General features: G+C 63.2%; 23 protein-coding genes. 12 read left to right on the plus strand and 11 right to left on the minus strand.

All coding sequences use genetic code 11. The annotated features are described in order from the left end of the window. Positions 1-2 precede the first annotated feature (2 nt). The 11 genes from rsmG to ACHFB9_RS00115 all read left to right on the plus strand — a co-directional run bounded on the left by rsmG (position 3) and on the right by ACHFB9_RS00115 (position 7,646). Positions 3-629 (plus strand): 16S rRNA (guanine(527)-N(7))-methyltransferase RsmG, encoded by a 627-nt coding sequence (gene rsmG / locus ACHFB9_RS00065; protein ID WP_417071425.1) that lies wholly within the window; start codon positions 3-5, stop codon positions 627-629. Then, positions 629-1,399: a ParA family protein gene (locus tag ACHFB9_RS00070; RefSeq protein ID WP_417068935.1), complete on the plus strand. Its 771-nt coding sequence runs from the start codon at positions 629-631 to the stop codon at positions 1,397-1,399. Before rsmG ends, ACHFB9_RS00070 begins: the two co-directional genes overlap by 1 nt. Beyond that, positions 1,399-2,106, plus strand: a complete 708-nt coding sequence (locus ACHFB9_RS00075; RefSeq protein WP_417068936.1) for a GNAT family N-acetyltransferase — start codon at positions 1,399-1,401, stop codon at positions 2,104-2,106. Before ACHFB9_RS00070 ends, ACHFB9_RS00075 begins: the two co-directional genes overlap by 1 nt. After that, a complete protein-coding gene (locus tag ACHFB9_RS00080) occupies positions 2,100-2,945 on the plus strand; it encodes a ParB/RepB/Spo0J family partition protein (RefSeq protein ID WP_417068937.1) in 846 nt (281 codons plus the stop codon). Before ACHFB9_RS00075 ends, ACHFB9_RS00080 begins: the two co-directional genes overlap by 7 nt. A gap of 299 nt (positions 2,946-3,244) precedes the next feature. Further along, the gene (locus ACHFB9_RS00085; protein WP_417068938.1) at positions 3,245-3,640 is read left to right on the plus strand and encodes a hypothetical protein; all 396 of its coding nucleotides are present in this window, start codon (positions 3,245-3,247) and stop codon (positions 3,638-3,640) included. A 50-nt stretch (positions 3,641-3,690) separates the two neighbouring features. Further along, complete coding sequence (thiS, locus tag ACHFB9_RS00090; RefSeq protein ID WP_417068939.1) at positions 3,691-3,894, plus strand: sulfur carrier protein ThiS; 204 nt, start codon at positions 3,691-3,693, stop codon at positions 3,892-3,894. 28 nt (positions 3,895-3,922) lie between these two features. Beyond that, on the plus strand, positions 3,923-4,708 hold the full coding sequence (locus ACHFB9_RS00095) for a thiazole synthase (RefSeq protein ID WP_417068940.1): 786 nt from the start codon (positions 3,923-3,925) through the stop codon (positions 4,706-4,708). A 78-nt stretch (positions 4,709-4,786) separates the two neighbouring features. After that, positions 4,787-5,500, plus strand: coding sequence for a tRNA (guanosine(46)-N7)-methyltransferase TrmB (trmB, locus tag ACHFB9_RS00100; RefSeq protein WP_417068941.1), 714 nt, complete (start codon positions 4,787-4,789; stop codon positions 5,498-5,500). Between the two features lie 78 nt (positions 5,501-5,578). Then, on the plus strand, positions 5,579-6,457 hold the full coding sequence (locus tag ACHFB9_RS00105; protein WP_417068942.1) for an aldo/keto reductase: 879 nt from the start codon (positions 5,579-5,581) through the stop codon (positions 6,455-6,457). 117 nt (positions 6,458-6,574) lie between these two features. Then, on the plus strand, positions 6,575-7,027 hold the full coding sequence (locus ACHFB9_RS00110) for a bacteriohemerythrin (protein ID WP_417068943.1): 453 nt from the start codon (positions 6,575-6,577) through the stop codon (positions 7,025-7,027). Between the two features lie 205 nt (positions 7,028-7,232). After that, positions 7,233-7,646: a Spy/CpxP family protein refolding chaperone gene (locus tag ACHFB9_RS00115; RefSeq protein WP_417068944.1), complete on the plus strand. Its 414-nt coding sequence runs from the start codon at positions 7,233-7,235 to the stop codon at positions 7,644-7,646. A 168-nt stretch (positions 7,647-7,814) separates the two neighbouring features. Here ACHFB9_RS00115 and dsbD read toward each other — a convergent pair whose 3' ends face one another. From dsbD to ACHFB9_RS00170, 11 genes are all read right to left on the minus strand, one after another. Beyond that, positions 7,815-9,584, minus strand: a complete 1,770-nt coding sequence (gene dsbD / locus ACHFB9_RS00120) for a protein-disulfide reductase DsbD (RefSeq protein WP_417068945.1) — start codon at positions 9,582-9,584, stop codon at positions 7,815-7,817. 54 nt (positions 9,585-9,638) lie between these two features. Next, positions 9,639-9,881 (minus strand): PsiF family protein, encoded by a 243-nt coding sequence (locus ACHFB9_RS00125; protein ID WP_417068946.1) that lies wholly within the window; start codon positions 9,879-9,881, stop codon positions 9,639-9,641. Positions 9,882-9,925: 44 nt separating this feature from the next. Beyond that, positions 9,926-10,852 carry an HPr(Ser) kinase/phosphatase gene (gene hprK / locus ACHFB9_RS00130; protein WP_417068947.1) on the minus strand — a complete coding sequence of 309 codons (927 nt, stop codon included), beginning with the start codon at positions 10,850-10,852 and terminating at the stop codon, positions 9,926-9,928. Beyond that, complete coding sequence (gene ptsN, locus ACHFB9_RS00135) at positions 10,839-11,306, minus strand: PTS IIA-like nitrogen regulatory protein PtsN (protein ID WP_417068948.1); 468 nt, start codon at positions 11,304-11,306, stop codon at positions 10,839-10,841. The genes hprK and ptsN overlap by 14 nt, the downstream gene beginning before the upstream one ends. A gap of 72 nt (positions 11,307-11,378) precedes the next feature. Continuing rightward, positions 11,379-11,708: a ribosome hibernation-promoting factor, HPF/YfiA family gene (hpf, locus tag ACHFB9_RS00140; RefSeq protein ID WP_417068949.1), complete on the minus strand. Its 330-nt coding sequence runs from the start codon at positions 11,706-11,708 to the stop codon at positions 11,379-11,381. Between the two features lie 11 nt (positions 11,709-11,719). Next, positions 11,720-13,174, minus strand: a complete 1,455-nt coding sequence (locus ACHFB9_RS00145; RefSeq protein ID WP_417068950.1) for an RNA polymerase factor sigma-54 — start codon at positions 13,172-13,174, stop codon at positions 11,720-11,722. A 13-nt stretch (positions 13,175-13,187) separates the two neighbouring features. Continuing rightward, the gene (gene lptB, locus ACHFB9_RS00150; RefSeq protein WP_417068951.1) at positions 13,188-13,910 is read right to left on the minus strand and encodes an LPS export ABC transporter ATP-binding protein; all 723 of its coding nucleotides are present in this window, start codon (positions 13,908-13,910) and stop codon (positions 13,188-13,190) included. Next, positions 13,897-14,346, minus strand: a complete 450-nt coding sequence (recX, locus tag ACHFB9_RS00155) for a recombination regulator RecX (protein WP_417068952.1) — start codon at positions 14,344-14,346, stop codon at positions 13,897-13,899. The genes lptB and recX overlap by 14 nt, the downstream gene beginning before the upstream one ends. Before the next feature lie 22 nt (positions 14,347-14,368). Beyond that, positions 14,369-15,400 carry a recombinase RecA gene (gene recA, locus ACHFB9_RS00160; RefSeq protein ID WP_417068953.1) on the minus strand — a complete coding sequence of 344 codons (1,032 nt, stop codon included), beginning with the start codon at positions 15,398-15,400 and terminating at the stop codon, positions 14,369-14,371. A 96-nt stretch (positions 15,401-15,496) separates the two neighbouring features. Continuing rightward, positions 15,497-16,528 carry an A/G-specific adenine glycosylase gene (gene mutY / locus ACHFB9_RS00165; RefSeq protein WP_417068954.1) on the minus strand — a complete coding sequence of 344 codons (1,032 nt, stop codon included), beginning with the start codon at positions 16,526-16,528 and terminating at the stop codon, positions 15,497-15,499. After that, entirely contained in the window at positions 16,525-17,601 is a 1,077-nt protein-coding gene (locus ACHFB9_RS00170) for a VanZ family protein (protein WP_417068955.1), read from the minus strand. The genes mutY and ACHFB9_RS00170 overlap by 4 nt, the downstream gene beginning before the upstream one ends. Positions 17,602-17,778: 177 nt before the next feature. Between ACHFB9_RS00170 and ACHFB9_RS00175 the strand changes: the two genes are divergently transcribed. Beyond that, on the plus strand, positions 17,779-18,792 hold the full coding sequence (locus ACHFB9_RS00175; protein ID WP_417068956.1) for an alpha/beta hydrolase-fold protein: 1,014 nt from the start codon (positions 17,779-17,781) through the stop codon (positions 18,790-18,792). Positions 18,793-18,805: the final 13 nt, after the last annotated feature.

Consider the following 18,805-nt stretch of genomic DNA (forward strand, 5'->3'; position numbering starts at 1 on the left):
CGATGACTAGCGCTGAACTTCTCGATCACGGCCTCGCTGAGCTGGGCCTGGATCTGGCTGCCGAGACCCGGGCGAAACTGCTCGCCTATGCAGCTCTGATCGCCAAGTGGAACAAGGTTTACAACCTGACGGCGATCCGCACCGAAGCCGAGATCGTGACGCTCCATCTCCTCGATTCGCTGACCGTTCTTCCCCATATCGATGTCCCCCGGATCGCCGACATCGGCTCGGGCGCCGGCCTGCCCGGTATCGTTCTGGCCATCGTCCGGCCCGAGCTCGAGGTTCATACCGTCGATACGGTTCAGAAGAAGGCGACCTTCATGCGCCAGGCCGGAATCGAGCTGGGACTGAAGAACCTAACCGCCCATCACGTCCGCGTCGAACAGTGGCAGTCCGAAGAACGCTTCCCGGCCGTGATTTCGCGGGCCTTTTCGGATATTTCCGATTTCGTCGCGTTGACCCGTCACCTTCTCGTGCCGGGCGGTCGCTGGCTCGCAATGAAGGGGGTCTATCCTCACGACGAACTGAGTCACCTGCCCGCCGAAGTGAAGCTCGTCGAAGCGATCCCGCTGAGCCTGCCCGGCGCGGGGGATACGCACCGTCACCTGATCGTCCTGAAAGCTGACTGATGGCCAAGATCTTTGCTGTTGCGAACCAGAAGGGTGGAGTCGGCAAGACCACCACGACCGTCAATCTGTCCGCCGCGCTGGCCGCCCACGGTCAACGCGTGCTGCTGATCGACCTCGATCCCCAGGGCAATGCGACGATGGGTTCGGGCATCGACAAGCGCAGCCTGCCCGTGTCGGTCTACCACCAGCTGGTCGGGCTCAAGAGCCTCGCCGAGGTCCGCACGCGCGCTGAAGCGGCTGGTTACGACGTGCTGCCCAGCAATCGCGATCTGGCCGGTGCTGAAGTCGAGATGGTCGATCTCGAAAACCGCGAGAACCGCCTTCGCGATGCGTTGCGCGAAGTCGATGCCGACTACGATTTCGTGCTGATCGACTGTCCGCCTTCACTGTCCATGCTGACACTGAACGGGCTCTGCGCCGCGCACGGTGTCATTATTCCTATGCAATGTGAGTATTATGCGCTGGAAGGCCTGTCCGATCTGGTCAATACGATCAAGCAGGTCCATGCGAAGATGAACCGGGATCTGAAGATCATCGGCTTGCTGCGCGTGATGTTCGATCCGCGCAGCACGCTGTCGCAGCAGGTATCGGCCCAGCTCGATGCGCACTTCGGAGACAAGGTCTTCAAGGCGATCATTCCGCGCAACGTGCGCCTCGCTGAAGCGCCCAGCCACGGTCTGCCCGGAGTCATCTTTGACAGAGCGGCCAAGGGATCCCAGGCCTATCTGAGCTTCGCGGCCGAGATGATAGGGCGGGTCAAGGAAGGCTGATGGTGGAGTTTTTCGACCCCGAGCTGCTCGCGCCCGAGCTCAGGAGCTGCCGTGATGCGCTTGCTGCTGCCGCCGAGTCGGCCGGACTTGAGGCGACGCGAGTCCGCGAGCAGGTCCTGCTCGATGGCTGGATCGTTCGCTTTGCGAGTAGTTTGGCCAAAAGAGAACGCTGCATCATTCCCCTCGGGGAAGGGGCTCTGCCCCTCGACGAGAAATTCTCCCGGGTCGAGACGATCTTTGCGAAAACAGGCCAACCGGTCCTTTTCAGGATCACGCCCTTCGCTCCGCCGGATCTGGATCGCGAACTTTCCAGACAGGGATATTCAGCCTTTGAAGATAGCCGGGTCATGCTGGCCGGCCTCGAACGGCGCGGTGGGATGGCAAAGCCTGTGGCGGGCACCCTCAAGGAAACCGTGACCGCAAGAGGGCTCGTCCTTGAGCTGTGCGAAGGCGGAGAGATCCTGGCCGGGGGCCGGCTCAAGATCGATGGCGGGATGGCGGGCCTCTATGGCGTTCACACGCACGCCGAAGCCAGGGGGAGGGGATACGCCTCCCTGATCGTCGCTGAGCTGCTCAGAAGGGCTGAAACGGCCGGCGCACGACATGTCTGCCTGCAGGTTGGCGCCTCCAATGAAGTCGCCAGGCATCTGTATCGCAAGTTTGGATTTATCGACCGTTACGCTTACTGGTATCGACAAAAATGGTAAAGAAACCCAAAGGCCTGGGCCGTGGCCTCGAAGCACTGCTCGGTGGCGACAATCTGGATGAAGACTCGGGTCGGCTCGCGAATCTGGCGGTCAGCGAACTTCAGCCTGGCAAGTATCAGCCGCGCACCCGGATGGATGCTGGCAGCCTCGAAGAGCTGGCCGCATCGATACGCTCCCAGGGAGTGATGTCGCCGATCCTGGTGCGGCCGATCGGTGGCGGACGCCACGAGATAATCGCCGGCGAGCGCCGCTGGAGAGCGGCACAGATCGCCGAGCTCGCCGAAGTTCCGGTGCTGATCCGCGAGATTCCCGACGAAGCCGCTCTGGCGATGTCGCTGATCGAGAACATCCAGCGCGAAAACCTGAACCCGCTCGAAGAAGCCCAGGGCATCCAGCGCCTGATTGAAGAATTCGGGATGACTCATCAGCAGGCCGCCGACGCGGTCGGTCGTTCGCGGCCGGCGACGAGCAACCTGCTGCGCCTGCTCGCACTGCCCGAAGCGGTGCGCGAGCTGCTGATGGCCGGCGACATCGAGATGGGCCATGCCCGTGCGCTGCTCCCGCTCGACCCGGCCCAGCAGATCCTGCTTGCCAACCAGGTCGTCGCCCGCCGGTTGTCGGTGCGCGAGACCGAGAAGGCGGTCCATCAGGCCCAGAGGCCCGAAGCTGAAAAGGCCGAGAAGCCCGTCAATCGCGATGTTGTGCGCCTGGAGGAAGATCTCGCCGACAGGATAGGTGCGATGGTCAGGATTCAGGCCAACAAAAAGGGGGCGGGCAAGCTCGTCATCGAGTTCGGAAGCCTCGATCAGCTCGACGGAATCCTCGGTCGCATCGCCTGAGCCACCCGGCGCGGGGCGCTTGCTCCCACGGAATGTTAATTCGCGTGAATAATTTACCCTTAAGGAGTATGCTATTTGCGTATGATGACCGTGGGAATCCGCAGCCCGTTGGGGTTTTGACCGTTTAGCGCGTCACGCCATAAGGGATTTCCCTTGTGGGTTTCAAAAATACGCACGGCATAATCTGCGGCATAATTCAATTTGCTGGAAGGCGCGAACGGGTACTCGCGTCGGGCGCTGTTGCCAGGTGCAAAACCCGCATGGGCGATACAGATTTTGAATTTTTCGGGAGGCCTGCCTTGAACGCGACACAGAGCGCCATCGACACGAATTTTCTGGGGAACATCAACGATTTTCTCGCTGAAGGTCTGTCCTCTGTTCAGCCCATGGCGGACCGGAATGAAGCCGAGGATACCGTTCTGCCGAACGGACTTGCGCTTGCGAAGATGCCGTCGCGCGGACGCATAGACATGTGGTGGATTGCTGCGCCGGACAGTCCTTTCGCGACTCTGGAACCCGAAGAGATCATCGGTTCGGTGCTGCACAACAGCCGTGGCAAGACGAGTCCGATTGCCGGTTTCGACCCTTCCTGCCGGCGGATCGTGACGCGCTCGGGAAGCGTCTATGAGCTCGGGATGCCCGAGACCGGCTTCGCGGCTCACGGCAGACGCGTGCTGCGACGCCTGGGCTTCTGAGCGGACACGGAGCGCGTGCTAAAATCCCCGCTTCTGCCGCGGGGATGTCGATGATCGAGCTCACCGTCAATGGGGCGGCCCACACGCTGCCCGAAACCACCAGCCTCGCCGAACTGCTCGGACAGCTTGGTTTTTCCGGAAAACGGATCGCTGTTGAACGCAATGGCCTGATCGTGCCCCGTGGGCGTCACGCGGACGAACGCCTCGCCCACGGCGACCAGATCGAAATCGTGGTCGCTGTTGGCGGTGGTTGAGCGGCCTTTTCCCTGAATACCAGACAAAATGACTGAGCCGCTGATCATTGCCGGTACGCCCTACCATTCCCGTCTTCTGGTGGGTACCGGGAAGTACAAGGATTTCAAGCAAACCCGTGAAGCCGTCCTCGCTTCCGGTGCCCGGATCGTGACCGTTGCGATTCGCCGAACCAATATCGGACAGGATCCGCAAGCGCCCAGCCTGCTCGATGCGCTCCCGCCGTCCGAGTTCACCTATCTTCCGAATACTGCAGGTTGCTTTTCCGCCGACGAAGCGGTGCGCACTCTGCGCCTCGCGCGCGAGCTGCTCGACGGCCACGATCTGGTCAAGCTCGAAGTGCTCGGCGACAAGGAGACGCTGTTTCCGAACATGCCCGAAACCCTGAAAGCCGCCGAGACTCTGGTCAAGGAGGGCTTCAAGGTCATGGTGTATTGCTCGGACGACCCGATCCAGGCGAAGCTGCTCGAAGAGATCGGCTGTGTCGCGGTGATGCCGCTGGCTTCCCTGATCGGTTCGGGGATGGGCATCCTGAACCCATGGAACCTGAAGCTGATCATCGCCCAAGCCAAAGTGCCGGTCATCGTCGATGCCGGAGTCGGCACTGCGTCGGATGCGGCGGTGGCGATGGAGCTCGGCTGTGACGGAGTGCTGATGAACTCGGCGATCGCGCTGGCTCAGGATCCCGTCCTGATGGCCGGAGCAATGAAGAAGGCGGTCGAAGCGGGCCGCGAGGCTTTCCTTGCCGGGCGTATGCCCCGCAAATTCTATGCGGCGAATCCCAGCTCGCCGACCGACGGTCTGATCGGCCGCTGATTCTCGATGGGCTCAGATCCTGTTTTGTGCCCCCCTGAGGCACAGAGCAGAACCCGAGCCCAGGAAACCTGATTTCTGATGAATGACACTTCCGAAGCCCGCAAGCACCTGTCGGTCGACGATCCCAAGACCCGGCCCATCCGCAGCTATGTGCGCAGAGAGGGGCGGATGTCGCCCGCTCAGGAGCGCTTCATTGCCGAGATGATGCCGCGGGTTGGTGTTCCCTATCAGGCGGCTCCGCTCGACTTCGCGGAAGCCTTCGGGCGCAGCGCACCGACCATTCTCGAGATCGGTTTCGGGATGGGAGATTCGACGGCGAAGATCGCCGAAGGGCGACCCGACGATAACTTCCTGGGCATAGAAGTCCATGGCCCCGGTGTCGGCAACCTGTGCAAGCTGATCGCCGAACGCGACATCCCCAACATTCGGGTCATGCAGCACGACGCGTTTGAAGTCGTCCGCGACATGATCGCACCTGGTTCGCTGGCCGGGATCCACATCTATTTCCCCGATCCCTGGCACAAAGCCAGACACAACAAGAGACGCCTGATCCAGGGGCCTTTCGTTGCCGAATTGGCTCAGCGGCTCGCGCCCGGCGGCTATATCCACTGCGCGACCGACTGGGAAGAGTATGCGGTGCAGATGCTGGACGTGCTGTCGGCCGAGCCGCTGCTTGAGAACACTGTCGAAGCCTACGCGCCAAAGCCGGACTATCGTCCCTTGACCAAGTTCGAGAACCGCGGCCTGAAGCTCGGTCATGGCGTCTGGGATCTGGTCTTCCGCCGCAAATAGCTGGAGCCAGGTCTGTTCGTTTGCCAGCCTTGGCTGGCCAAAGAACAGACCTGACCTGACCCGAAGAGGAGTGAAGCGATGATTCCATCCCGTCCCTATGGCAACACCGGAATTCGGGTCTCTGCGCTGGGCCTGGGCGCTGGCCAGATCGGCGATGCCCGCCTCGATGAGGCGGTGGTTGGAGAGCTGCTCAACACGGCCGTCGATGCTGGGATCTCGCTGATCGATACGGCGCGCGGCTATGGGCTCTCCGAAGAGCGCATAGGACGGCACCTCGGTGCTCGACGCGATGAGATCGTGCTGTCGACGAAGGTCGGCTACGGGATCGAAGGCGAGAAAGACTGGACGGGTGCCTGCATCACGGCGGGAATCGAGGCGGCCTTGCGTCGCCTGAAAACCGACCGAATCGACATCGTCCACCTGCACTCCTGTCCCTGGGAAACCCTGGCCAGAGGAGAGGTCATCGCTGCACTCGAAGCGGCCAAAGCCGCCGGCAAGCTACGCGCGATTGCCTACTCGGGCGAGAACGAAGATCTCGCCTGGGCGCTCGACAGTGGGCGCTTCGATGGCTTCATGGCCTCGCTGAATCTTTGCGACCAGAGGGTGATCGAGACGGTGTTGCCCCGCCTCGCCGGGCGCGGCTTCATCGCCAAGCGGGCGATGGCCAATCATCCCTGGCGCTTCACCGAGCAGCCCCGCGGGGATTACTCCGAGGTCTATTGGCTGCGAATGCGCGAGATGGCTCTTCCGGATTTTGGTCATCCGCGCGACGAACTGGCCTTGCGCTTTGCTGTATTCCAGCCAGGAGTCAGCAGCGCGATCGTCGGGACTTCAAAAGCCGCTCATCTGCTGCACGACCTCGGCCTGATCGCCGGAGGGCCATTGCCTGCCTACTGGGTGGGTTTGCTCAGGGCAGGGTTTGTCGAACACGACAAAAACTGGCGCGGTCAGATCTGAAGCCGCGTGTGAAATTTGCTGGGTCACGGCGTTTGATGAACATATGATGAACATGTTTTTCCGGCGGTGTGGCGGCATCCTGACTTTTCCATCCGCCCAACTTCTCGGGAGTCGTGGATGGAAAAAGACGGCGCAAAAACCTATGTTCCGGTGAAGTGGTCGGCAGAACTCGAAACCGGCTTTGCCGATGTAGATGCCCAGCACCACACTCTGGTCGGTCTGCTCAACAAGGCCGGGGCCGCACTGAATGCGTCCAAGCCTGCTTTGCTCGAACACCTGTTGCAGGAACTGATCGCGTATTCCCAGTACCACTTCGAGACCGAAGAGACTCTGATGCGGCGCTGCCGTTACGCGGAGAACGCACCTTTCGAAGCCGCAACCCATCTGAACCAGCACCGTTCTTTCACGTCGCGCGTCCATGTCATGTACGACACGCTGATCGAGGACGGCGAGCTTCAGCCGCGCGAACTGCTCGACTTCCTGTCGAGCTGGCTGGCGCTGCACATCCGCCACACCGACCAGCTTCTGGTGCACTTCCTTGCCCAGGCGTCCGGTTGGGAGCGGAAGTAACAGCCCGAAATAGTCCCGATCCTCGCGGGAACACCTGATCAAAGCGGGAGTGCTTGAATAGCGCCATCGGCTCGATTGAGCCTGGATGGCGAAGAGGACTCCCATGAAGAAACGAACGATGTTGTTTGCCGCCGCGGGTATCGTGTCGGCTGCGTTGGCATTTCCCCTTGTGGTCTCGGCGGAAGGCCCCGGGCCAGGCGAGGGCATGCACGAAACTGATCGCGGCGGCCCCGGCCCCGATGGCGAAGGCATGCGCTGCCCCGAAGGAATCAGACATTTCGCGACCCGTCATCTGGATGCACTGCACGATGCCCTGAAGCTCACCTCGGGCCAGCAGAGCGCGTGGAAAGCCTACCGCGATGCCGAGCTCGTCCGCTTCGACAAGAAGCCGCAAGGCCCAGAAGAGCCCAAGGAGCTGTCCGCTCCGGAGCGGCTCGAAAAGATGATTGCCGACCTTGGCAAGCACCAGCAAGAGCTGAACGCGACTCTGGCCGTCACGAAGAAGTTCTATGCCCAGCTGACCCCCGAGCAGCAGAAGATTTTCGACCGGGAATCGGCTCCCCGGCATCCCCCCCGCGGCGGGGAAGGCCGCAAAGCGCCTCCTCCTCCTCAACCGTGAGGAGCGAGGAAAACCACACACCGGATATGACGAAGTAATTGCCTTGCGGGGTGTTCGTCGGCACAATGAGTTCCGGGGTTTCTGCCTGTGATCTTCGGCAGGAAAACCATGGTGTGTGGTCAGTAGTGGTGTGAAGGGCCGGAGCGCGGGGGCGCTCCGGCCCTTTTTTTAAACTCCGCGGCGCTTCAGGATCGCGAGGAATTCATCGGCTTTCTGAAAACCGATGACGCGCGAAATTTCCTGGCCACGGGCATCGAAGAAGACGATCCCGGGCGGCCCGAACAGATCGAAACGCTTGAGCAGCGCACGCTGGTCGGGGCTGTTCGCGGTCACGTCGACCCTGACGAGCAGCGTGTTGGCGAGCGCGGCCTGGACGCGTGCATCGCTGAACGTGAACCGGTCCATCTCTCGGCAGGAGACACACCATTCGGCCGAGAAGTCGAGCATGACCGGCCGTCCTTCGGCGAGCTTCTTGTCGAGCTCGGCGATGCTGGCAACGCTCTGGTAGTTGAGCTTTGCCGCCGGAGCCGCCGCCGAGGCTCCGCGCAGAAAGCCCAGAGGTTGAAGCGGGTCGCGCGAGCCGCCCAGCGCGCCGATCATCAGCGCCGAGCCGGCGAGCAGTGCGATCACGCCCACGCCTTTCCAGAAGCGGGTCCAGCCCTGAGCCGAACTGGGCAGCGGGTCGAGCGCATGCAGGAAGATCGCCGACACGATCAGCAGGGCCGCCCAGGCGAGCATCACCGCCAGCGGCGAAATCACCGGGGTCAGCAGCCAGATCGCCAGCGCCAGCAGGATCACGCCGAAAACTTTTCTGACCGCTTCCATCCAGGATCCGGCGCGCGGCAGCAGCTCGCGGGCGGCGGTGACGGCCAGTAGCAGCGGCAGACCCATGCCCAGCGCCATCACGAAGAGCGCCAGTCCCCCGAGCAGCGCATCGCCACTGCGGGCGATGTAGAGCAGAGCACCGGCGAGTGGCGCCGCGACGCAGGGACCGACGATCAGCGCCGACAGCGCGCCCATCACGGCAACGCCGGGAAGAGAGCCCGCCTTCTGGCCGTTCGCGGAGCTGGAGAGTCGGCTTTGCAGTGCGGCCGGCATTTGCAGCTCGTAGAAACCGAACATCGCTCCGGCCAGCGCGACGAAGATCAGCGCGAAAGCGCCGAGCACCCAGACGTTCTGCAGCGCGTTGGCGAGCAGGGTTCCCGAAAGACCCGCCGCGACTCCGGCGATCGCATAGGTGATCGCCATCCCCAACACATAGGCGAGGGCCAGAGCGAAGGAGCGCGAGCGCGATATCGTGTTGTCCTGGCCGACGATGATGCCCGACAGGATGGGTAGCATCGGCAGCATGCAGGGCGTGAAAGCGAGGCCTAGGCCGGCGCCGAAGAACATCAGCAGCGTCAGCAGCAGCTTGCCGCTGCCGAGCTGCCTGGCCAGCAGGCTCGCTTCATCGCTCGCGGGGGCGGGAGCCTGAGCCGGGCCGCCCTGTTCGAGTTTGCCGAGCGCCTGAGCGAGGCTGGGAGGGGCGGAAGCGAGCTTGAGCTCGCGCGTCATCGGCGGATAGCAGACGCCCAGATCGGCGCAGCCCTGATAGCTGACCGAGATCACCGCGTCGCGGCTGTCTCCCTGAGTTAGCGGGATAGCAATGCTCAGCGCCGTGCGGTAGGTCTCGACCTGGCCGAAGTTCTCGTCCTGCTTGGGTTTTCCGGGCGGAATCCGTGCTTCGCCGAGCGTGATTCCGGCGGATTTTGCGGCGAAGGAAAAACGGTGGCGGTACAGGTAGTAGCCGTCGGCAATCTTGAACTTGATCGCGACGGTGTGGGCATCGATGGCTTCAATGCTCGGTTCGAAAGCCTTTTCGGGATCGAGCGCTTCGGCGGCCCGGACCGCGCTTGTGGCGCAGAGGAGCGACAGCAGCAGAATGAGGATCTGTTTCATGGGGGGGGCTTTAGAGGTTTGAGGGGCCGGACACGAAGGTCCGACCCCGACGGATTACTTCTTCTTGGGTGCGGGAGCAGATGCAGCCGGAGCCGCCGCGGTCGACTTGTTGGACAGGCAGGACTTCATGAAGGCCTTGCGTTCATCGCCCTTCAACGCTTTGTCCTTGGCGTCCTTGTTGCAGGTCTTCATCTTCTCCTGCTGGGCGGTCGGCTTCTTCGGCGCATCGGCCGCGAGGACGGGGTTCAGCTGTGCCACCAGGACGGCAGCAGCAGCGGCAAACATCCATGTTTTCATCGGCATATCCTCCATCAAGGGTCTGAACCCGACCCGGGTTTGTTTTACTCCAGCGCTTCGCGCTGACGATCAACGAACTCCTGCATGGAGTCGATTCCACGCAGTTGGAGGATGGTATTGCGGACCGCGGCTTCCAGCAATACGGCCAGGTTGCGGCCTGCCGCGACGGGCAGCGTGACGCGCCGGACCGGTACGCCGAGGATTTCCTGACTGTCGTCATCGAGAGGCAGACGGGGCGTCGTCGAGACTTCACCGCGGATCTGGCGGTGCAGATGGACGACTAGTTTGAGTTTTAGCTTGCGGCGGCAGGCGGTCTCGCCGAAGATCGTCCGGATGTTCAGGATGCCCAGGCCGCGGACTTCGAGGAAGTTGCGCAGCATCTCGGGGCACCGGCCTTCGAGCACGCCCGGAGCGATCCGCGAGATCTCGACGACATCGTCGGCGACGAGGCCGTGGCCGCGCGAGATCAGTTCCAGAGCGAGTTCGGACTTGCCGGCGCCCGAATCCCCGGTGATCAGCACCCCGAGCCCCAGAACGTCCATGAAAACGCCGTGCAGCGAAGTCTTCTCGGCCAGCGAACGCGCCAGATAGTTGCGCAGCGAATCGATGACCCGGGCCGACTCGCAGGAACTCGCGAAGGTCGCGATTCCCGCCGCATCGAGGATGGCGAGGAGCTTGTTGGGGATTTCACAGCCATCGGCGACGATGATTGCGGGCGGTTTCGCCTGCAGCACGTTGTCGAGCAGGCTTTGCAGTTTGTCGTGGCCCTGACAGCGGATCCAGGCGAGTTCCGCCTCACCCATCACCTGGAGCCGGCAGGGATGGATCACGTTCAGATGGCCGACCAGTTCGGCGGGCCAGATCTTGTCGTCGGGAACTCTCAGTTCGCCGTCGAGCGGTCCGGCCAGATGCGCGAGCGCGAGTTTTTCGCTGTGGTCGGCGAACAGCTTGGCGATGCTAGTGCGCCGCATCGGCATTCCAGTTCACGAACAGCGTGTGTGCTTCGGACGCGTCGCCGGCTTTTTGCAGGGCTTCGCGGAATGAGCGGTCGGAGAACATCTGGGCCAGTTCGGAGAGCAGGCGCAGATGGAATTCGGTGGCGGCTTCGGGAACCAGAAGCACGAAGATCAGGCTGACCGGCTTGCCGTCAGGAGCTTCGAAGCGAACCGGTTCGGCGAGCTGGATGAAGGCTCCGACCGCTTCCCTGAGGCCTTTGATCCGGCCGTGGGGGATGGCGACACCTTGACCCAGGCCTGTCGATCCGAGCTTCTCTCGGGCGAAGAGCGCATCGTAGACGATGCTGCGGGCAATTCCCTGGTGGTTCTCGAACATCAGTCCGGCTTGTTCGAAAACGCGCTTCTTGCTGCTTGCGTCGAGTCCGACGATCACGTTCGTCGGGGCCAGGAGGGGTGCGATCAGATTCATAATTTGCGGGGGCCAGGTCCTGCTCTATCAAAGCCGGACCTGGCCCCCTCCGTTGTTTCGATTCAGGAAATATCAGGTTTCGTCAGCAGCGGTCTGGCGCTTCAGCGTGTCGCGCCCGTGATCGGAGGTCTTTTCCTTGTGCTTGACCACCTGGCGATCGAGCTTGTCGACCAGGGCGTCGATCGCGGCGTACATGTCGTCGGCTTCCGCCTCGACATAGATGTCCTTGCCGCGCACATGGACCGTGACTTCGGCCTTCTGTTTGAGCTTCTCTACCGACAGGATCACTGCGGTACTTGTGACGAGGTCGAAGTGGCGGATCGGGCGATCCAGCTTCGAGGTCACATAATCGCGAAGTGCGGGGGTGACTTCAACGTGGTGGCCGGTGATGTTCAAGTTCATGATCACTCCTCTCAGATCGTCTTGCGCTGACTGACCGGCGGGATGTTGAGCGCTTCGCGGTACTTTGCGATGGTTCTGCGCGCGACAACGATGCCCTGCTGGCCAAGAAGTTCGGCGATGCGCGCGTCGGAAAGCGGTTTTTTGCGATCCTCCGCGGCAACCAGCTGGCGAATCAAGGCGCGAATCGCCGTTGCCGAGCATGCGCCACCTGAATCCGTGGCGACATGGCTGCCGAAAAAATATTTGAGTTCCAGTATCCCCCTTGGTGTAGCCATGTATTTCTGCGTCGTCACTCGGGAAATCGTCGATTCGTGCAGTTCGAGTTGCTCGGCGATTTCGCGCAGGGTCAGAGGACGCATGGCCACGTCGCCATAATCGAAGAACTGACGCTGGCGGTCAACGATGGCCTGTGAAACCCTCAGGATCGTGTCGAAGCGTTGCTGCACGTTCTTGATCATCCACCTGGCTTCCTGCAGCTGGGAGGAGAGCGATGCGCTCGATCCGCGATGCTGTTGCAGGATTCCTGCGTAGAGCTGGTTGATCCGCAATTTCGGCATCGCATCGGGGTTCAGCATAACGCCCCAACGGCCACGGATTTTGCGCACGATCACATCTGGAACGATGTAGCGTGCTTCGAGCGCGGCGAAGCGCGCGCCCGGATGAGGATCGAGCGCGCAGACTCGCAGATGGGCCGCGCGGAGAGTTTCCTCGGAACAAGCCAGCAGGCGTTTCAGGCGCGTGAAGTCGCGCGCGGCAAGCAACTCCAGATGTTCGGTGACAATGGTTATTGCGGCGTCGCGATCCGGGCAGGCTTCCTGGCAGCGCAGCTGCAGCGCGAGGCATTCACCGGGGCTGCGCGCGCCGATTCCGGCCGGGTCGAGGTTCTGCAGATGAGCGAGTGCGATCTGCAGCTCTTCGAGTTCGACTCCTGCTTCCTCGGGGATCAGATCCATCAGCTCTTCGAGCGGCTGGGTCAGATAGCCGTCCTCGTCGAGCGCTTCGATCAGGAAGCGGACCAGATCGCGGTCCCGATCCGAGAATGCGATCAGACCGATCTGCCCTTCGAGGTGCTCGGAAAGGCTGGTCTGGGCGGCCCGGAACTCCTGGAAGTCCGTGTCGTCATCGTCGTCGCGGCTGCCGCTGCTTCCCGTTCCGGCGTTTTCGCTGCTCCATTCCTGGTAGTCGCTATCGGAACTTCCCGTGCTATCGCTCTCGCCGCTGAACTCTTCCCGTTCAGTCTTCTCGCGCTCGGCGCTCTTTTCGCTGGAAGCATCGCCGCTGGTGTGCCCCCAGGTGTCCGTGTTGTTATCGTCGTCGTCGCGCTCGAGCAGCGGGTTCTCGAGCAGCATCTTTTCGATTTCACTGCTCAGCTCCAGGGTCGAGAGCTGCAGAAGCTTGATCGACTGCTGCAGCTGCGGGGTCAGCGCGAGCTGTTGCGAGATACGGAGCTGGAGTGAAGGTTTCATGGGCAGCCGGGCTTCATAGACGGAAATGCTCGCCCAAATAGACCTGGCGAACCTTGTCGTCGCGGACGATTTCATCCGGCCTGCCACTGGCGAGCACGGCGCCTTCGGTGATGATCGTTGCCCGGTCGCAGATGCCCAGCGTCTCCCGGACGTTGTGATCGGTGATCAAGACCCCGATTCCCCGGTCTTTCAGGAAGCGGATGATCTTCTGGATGTCGATGACCGCGATCGGATCGACGCCGGCGAAAGGTTCGTCGAGCAGGATCACCTGAGGGTCGGTGGCCAGAGCGCGGGCGATTTCGACCCGCCGCCGCTCACCGCCCGACAAGGCCATCGCCGTCGAATCGCGCAGGTGTGTGATGCCGAGCTCTTCCATCAGTTCGACGAGGCGGGCCGCGCGGGCCTTCGCGTCGAGCTTTTGCAGTTCGAGCACCGCCTCGATATTCTCGGAAACGGTCAGCTTGCGGAAGACCGAGTTCTCCTGAGGGAGGTAGGAGAGCCCCAGGTGCGCGCGCTTGTGCATCGGCAGGTGGGTGATGTCCTTGTCGTCGAGCACGATGCTGCCACCGTTGGCGCGGACGAGCCCGACGATCATGTAGAAGCAGGTGGTCTTGCCGGCGCCGTTGGGGCCCAGAAGTCCGACCACTTCGCCACTGGCGACCGAGAAGCTGACATCGCGGACGACGGTGCGGGCCTTGTATTTCTTGGAGAGGCCGGCGACTTTAAGCAGACTCATCGAAAGGTTCTTTCAGTACTTTCCTCACCACGTCCGCGGAAAAACCGCGGGCCGTCAGAAAACGGGCTTGTCTTGCCCATTCCTTGCGGTCTTCGGCCGTAAGGCCGAACTTTTTCTGCCACAGCAGCCTTGCGCGTTCGACTTCGCCTCCACCGAGTTCGGCGGCGAGCGCGTCTTCAATCCCCTCGGGATCGATGCCGCGCTGCGCGAGTTCGTGCTCCAGGCGCCGCCGACCCAGGCGCTCGGCGCGCGAGCGGACATAGCATTCGGCAAAGCGGCGATCGGAGAGCAGCCCGAGCTCTTGCATCCGGTCCAGCACGGTGGCGATTGCAGCGTCTTCGCCGTACGGAGCCAGCTTTTTCGCGAGCTCCGCGCGGCTGTGTTCGCGCCGGGCCAGATGGCGCAGCGCGCGCGCCTTCAGTTCGTCACCTGACATCGCCGCTTCCCGTGGCGCCCGCTCAGGCTTCGGCTTCGGGACTCGCCGCCGCTCCGGCCAGTGCCGGCAGATTCAGTGCGGTGCGGATCTTGTTTTCGATCTCGCGCGCGACGTCCTTGTGCTCACGCAGGTATTCGCGCGCGTTGTCCTTGCCCTGGCCGATCTTCTCGCCGTTGTAGGCGTACCAGGCTCCGCTCTTGTCGACGAAGCGCTGTTCGACGCCCATGTCGATGATCTCGCCTTCGCGCGAGATGCCCTCTCCGTAGAGGATGTCGAAGCGGGCTTCCTTGAACGGAGGCGCAACCTTGTTCTTGACGACCTTGACCTTGGTCTCGGAGCCGACCACTTCGTCGCCCTTCTTGATCGTGCCGGTGCGGCGGATGTCGAGGCGAACCGAAGAGTAGAACTTCAGCGCGTTGCCGCCGGTCGTGGTCTCGGGGTTGCCGAACATCACGCCGATCTTCATCCGGATCTGGTTGATGAAGATGACCATCGTGTTCGTGCGCTTGATGTTGCCGGTCAGCTTGCGCAGAGCCTGGCTCATCAGACGGGCCTGCAGGCCGGGAAGCTGGTCGCCCATCTCGCCTTCGATTTCGGCCTTGGGCGTCAGTGCCGCGACCGAGTCGATGACGACGATATCGACGCCGCCCGAGCGCACCAGCATGTCGGCGATCTCGAGCGCCTGCTCGCCGGTGTCCGGCTGCGAGATCAGCAGATCGCCGATATTGACGCCCAGCTTCTGCGCATAGACCACGTCGAGCGCGTGTTCGGCGTCGATGAAGGCGGCGGTGCCGCCGACCTTCTGCATTTCCGCGATCGCCTGCAGGGTCAGTGTTGTCTTGCCCGAGGACTCGGGGCCGTAGATTTCGATGACGCGACCGCGCGGCAGACCGCCGATGCCAAGCGCGATGTCCAGTCCGAGCGAGCCGGTCGAAACCGCTTGGATGTCGGATTCGACTTCGCCGTCGCCCAACCGCATGATCGAACCCTTGCCGAACTGCTTCTCGATCTGCGTCAGCGCAGCCTGTAGGGCCTTGGCTTTGTTGTCGTCCATGGAATGTCCTCTTGGTTGATGCGAAGAATTATGGCACAGAGATTGCGTAGCTGTTTCGGGCTGCGAATCGGCCGTGGTGTCGGCCCCGAAAACCGCTCAGGCGAGCTTGTCGAGCAGGCGGCGGATCGGCGAAGGCAGACCCAGTTCGGCCCACTCGTCGGCGCTCGCCCAACGCCAGCGCGCGGCATCCTGCAACGCGCAAGGGCGCACGGCCAGCATCCTCGGTTCGATGTGCAGCAGGAAATGCGTGAAGCGGTGTTCCACCGTCGCCAGCGCCTCGATCGGGCCGAGAGGCGCAAGGCCCAGAGTCGTCGCGAAGACGGTGGCCTCCTCGCTGGCCGGGATCTCGGGCAACGCGTAAAGACCTCCCCATATCCCGTGCGGAGGACGCTTTTCGAGCAGCACCGAGCTTCCCGCGCGCGCGATCAGCACCGCTGAGCGGCGCTCCGGAATGGTCTTCTTCGGTCGCGGAGTCGGCAGGCTGTCGGTGAGTCCTTGCGCGCGCGCCACGCAGTCGGCGGCGACCGGGCAGGCAGCGCAGGCAGGGCGGCTGCGCGTGCAGACGGTCGCACCGAGATCCATCATCGCCTGTGTGTAGATATCGACATCGCGCTTGGGCAGCAGAGCTTCGGCGAGCGCCCACAGCTTCTGCTCGACCGCCCGCTCGCCGGGGAAGCCCGTGATGCCCTGGTGCCGGCACAGCACGCGCTTGACGTTGCCGTCGAGGATCGCGCTGTGGGCGCCGAAGCTGAACGCGGCGATCGCGGCGGCGGTCGAGCGGCCGATCCCGGGAAGTGCCGCGATCGCATCCGGCGTCTCGGGAAAAGAGCCCCCCAGCTCTTCGACGATGACCTGGGCACAGCGGTGCAGATTGCGGGCCCGCGCGTAATAGCCCAGCCCGCTCCACAGCCCCAATACCGCGTCGAGCGGCGCGGCCGCGAGAGTCGCGAGGTCAGGAAAGCGCTCGACGAAGCGCTGGAAGTAGGGGATCACCGTATCGACCTGGGTCTGCTGCAGCATCACTTCGGACAGCCAGATCCGGTAGGGATCGCGGTTTTCCTGCCAGGGCAGGCCGTGGCGGCCAGCGCTTTTCTGCCACGTGATCAGGGTCTTTGCGAAACGGCTCAAGAGGGATCCTCGGGGTCGCGGGTGAGCCGGGCCGGGCCGTTCAGCGCGAGCCAGAGCAGGGTCAGGAAAGGCCAGAGGCAGGCCATCAGCTGGGTCGCACCGTGGAAATTCAGCACATGACCTTGATGGGTGAGTCGGGTCGCGGCGTCCCAGTAGGGATTGTCGGGCGCCATGTTGACGAGTGCGGTTGCGGCGAGCAGGGCCAGACTGGCCAGAGCGTGACGGAGCCGCGCCGGCAGATGCCAGCACAGCAGCAGCAGCGCCGAGCCGATCGCGAGACCGCGCAGACCGCCTGGAGTCGCCCAGTGCAGCGGGTCATGGGGGGCCAGGAAGACCCAGGAGGCGAGCGATTTGACGGCCAAGCCGATCAGCAATGCCAGCGTTACCTGCAGCAGCGACGGATGCTTCATCACGCGGCGCGCGAACAGGCCCACGGCGAGCAGGTTTGCCGAAGCCAGGGCCGTCTCGACGCGCAGGAAGCCGTTGCCGGAGAGCGAGTAATTGCTCACGGTATCGAGCAGCGGGTGAAGGTCGCCGTTCGCGAACAGGTAGCTGCTCGGGTTGAGCAGCGAAAACCACCACAGCGCGATCAGCAGCAGACCCAGGCTTCCCCTGCGGCCGGGCAGGATGCGCCAGGCGCGCCAGCTGGCCAGAGCGCTGCCGGTGTCGAACCGGCGCCCCCACTGCAGGCCGGCCAGCGCGCCGAGCAGTGCGCCTGCCGAGTTCGTCGCGAGGTCGATGTTCGAGGCGACCCGGGTGGGCAGATAGTTCTGGGTGGTTTCGATCGCGAAGCTCAATAGTGTGCCGGCGAGCCAGACACAGAGCACGCGCCATAGCGGATGAGTCGGGTTGCGGCGAGGCAGCATCCAGGCGAAGCCGAAAGGCAGGAAGCCGAGCACGTTGAGCCAGATGTCGCCCCAGGTGAAGTAGCGGGGCCAGGGTGCGGTCAGGTAGGCGAGCGGGCTGACGCCGATTTCCTGCCAGCCCGAGAACGGGTGCAGGCAGGCATAGGCGGTCAGCAAAGTGATCGCGATCGCGAAGTCTTGCAGCGGATGGCCAGGGGGATGGGACATCGGAGGCTTTCTTGTCGCGCGGCGGCGGGCAATCGCAGCACACAGTTGACCCGGCAGGGGGTTGTTCGGACCCGGAGGCCTTTACGCTTCGTTCCAGTGCGGTCCTCGGGGTGACATCATAACGTTTGCTCCGGGACTCTTCGACATTCCCGTCTTTGCGTGAAGAGGAGTCGTTCCGTGAAGCAAGTGCTGGTCGAATCACAGGCAAATGGTGAGGCGGTAAAGAACCCGGCCGAAGGCTGGATTGAAGCCCGCCTCGGGTCGTCGTCCGATACCCGTTGGGGGGCGCGTTATCTGGTCCGCCTGCCGCGCGGCTATCGGGAAGATGAGGCGCGGCGCTGGCCCGTCATCGTCTTCATGCATGGTAGCGGTGAGCGGGGCGAGGATTTCGCGCGCTTGCGCAGCCAGGGTTTGCCGGCGCACATCGATGCCGGTCTGGAGCTGCCGGCCATCGTCGTCGTGCCCCAGGTTCCGGCGGGGCAGCTCTGGCACCCGCTCTTCGTCGATGCGGTCTTGCGTGAAGTCGAACGCGACTGGCGGGCCGATGCCGAGCGGATTGCGCTGACCGGCCTGTCGATGGGGGGTATGGGCGCACTGGCGACCGCTCTGGCCTTCCCCGACCGCTTCTGCGCCGTCGCGGCAGTCGCTGCGGGCCTTTTCAACGATGTGATCGCGGCATCGGCCGCTCTGCCTCTGCCGCCGCCCGAATCCTGGCAGCCGGTGCTGGCCCGGATCAAGGATCTGCCTCTGTGGCTCGCCCATGGTCGTGCCGACGAGACGGTGTCTCCGCTCTGCGCCGAGCGCCTCGTCGCAATCCTGAGCGCCTTGGGCAACCCGCCGAGAACCAGCTTCTACGACGGAGTCGGGCACGACTGCTGGACCCGCTTCTACGGCGAAACGCCCGAGCTCTACGACTGGCTGTTGGCCAGACCGCGGAGCGCTCAGACTTTGCCCACCCCCGAAGCGGCCGATGTTTATGCGGGCAGCTATGTCGCGCCGGACGGCGACGAGGTCGAAATCGAAGCGGAGGCTTCCCGTCTGCGCGCGCGCGGCCTGACCCGGAACGAGGAGCTTTTGCTGCCTCTGGGGGGCGGCAATTTCGTCGCCGGTGCGCTGTTCCGCTTCCGCGCCTATGGCGCCCAGGGCATGCGCCTGATCGAGCCTGGTCTCGGAGAGTTCCGCCGCCGCTGAGCTGCCGGGCCCG

This window comes from Niveibacterium terrae, assembly GCF_048213115.1.
Classification (GTDB): domain Bacteria; phylum Pseudomonadota; class Gammaproteobacteria; order Burkholderiales; family Rhodocyclaceae; genus Niveibacterium; species Niveibacterium terrae.

Excerpts from the sequence above, each read along its gene's own strand:
- rsmG (WP_417071425.1), top strand. The coding sequence starts at position 3 with ATGACTAGCGCTGAACTTCTCGATCACGGCCTCGCTGAGCTGGGCCTG.
- ACHFB9_RS00070 (WP_417068935.1), top strand. The coding sequence starts at position 629 with ATGGCCAAGATCTTTGCTGTTGCGAACCAGAAGGGTGGAGTCGGCAAG.
- ACHFB9_RS00075 (WP_417068936.1), top strand. The coding sequence starts at position 1,399 with ATGGTGGAGTTTTTCGACCCCGAGCTGCTCGCGCCCGAGCTCAGGAGC.
- ACHFB9_RS00080 (WP_417068937.1), top strand. The coding sequence starts at position 2,100 with ATGGTAAAGAAACCCAAAGGCCTGGGCCGTGGCCTCGAAGCACTGCTC.
- thiS (WP_417068939.1), top strand. The coding sequence starts at position 3,691 with ATGATCGAGCTCACCGTCAATGGGGCGGCCCACACGCTGCCCGAAACC.
- ACHFB9_RS00095 (WP_417068940.1), top strand. The coding sequence starts at position 3,923 with ATGACTGAGCCGCTGATCATTGCCGGTACGCCCTACCATTCCCGTCTT.
- trmB (WP_417068941.1), top strand. The coding sequence starts at position 4,787 with ATGAATGACACTTCCGAAGCCCGCAAGCACCTGTCGGTCGACGATCCC.
- ACHFB9_RS00105 (WP_417068942.1), top strand. The coding sequence starts at position 5,579 with ATGATTCCATCCCGTCCCTATGGCAACACCGGAATTCGGGTCTCTGCG.
- ACHFB9_RS00110 (WP_417068943.1), top strand. The coding sequence starts at position 6,575 with ATGGAAAAAGACGGCGCAAAAACCTATGTTCCGGTGAAGTGGTCGGCA.
- ACHFB9_RS00115 (WP_417068944.1), top strand. The coding sequence starts at position 7,233 with ATGCACGAAACTGATCGCGGCGGCCCCGGCCCCGATGGCGAAGGCATG.
- dsbD (WP_417068945.1), bottom strand. The coding sequence starts at position 9,584 with ATGAAACAGATCCTCATTCTGCTGCTGTCGCTCCTCTGCGCCACAAGC.
- ACHFB9_RS00125 (WP_417068946.1), bottom strand. The coding sequence starts at position 9,881 with ATGAAAACATGGATGTTTGCCGCTGCTGCTGCCGTCCTGGTGGCACAG.
- hprK (WP_417068947.1), bottom strand. The coding sequence starts at position 10,852 with ATGCGGCGCACTAGCATCGCCAAGCTGTTCGCCGACCACAGCGAAAAA.
- ptsN (WP_417068948.1), bottom strand. The coding sequence starts at position 11,306 with ATGAATCTGATCGCACCCCTCCTGGCCCCGACGAACGTGATCGTCGGA.
- hpf (WP_417068949.1), bottom strand. The coding sequence starts at position 11,708 with ATGAACTTGAACATCACCGGCCACCACGTTGAAGTCACCCCCGCACTT.
- ACHFB9_RS00145 (WP_417068950.1), bottom strand. The coding sequence starts at position 13,174 with ATGAAACCTTCACTCCAGCTCCGTATCTCGCAACAGCTCGCGCTGACC.
- lptB (WP_417068951.1), bottom strand. The coding sequence starts at position 13,910 with ATGAGTCTGCTTAAAGTCGCCGGCCTCTCCAAGAAATACAAGGCCCGC.
- recX (WP_417068952.1), bottom strand. The coding sequence starts at position 14,346 with ATGTCAGGTGACGAACTGAAGGCGCGCGCGCTGCGCCATCTGGCCCGG.
- recA (WP_417068953.1), bottom strand. The coding sequence starts at position 15,400 with ATGGACGACAACAAAGCCAAGGCCCTACAGGCTGCGCTGACGCAGATC.
- ACHFB9_RS00170 (WP_417068955.1), bottom strand. The coding sequence starts at position 17,601 with ATGTCCCATCCCCCTGGCCATCCGCTGCAAGACTTCGCGATCGCGATC.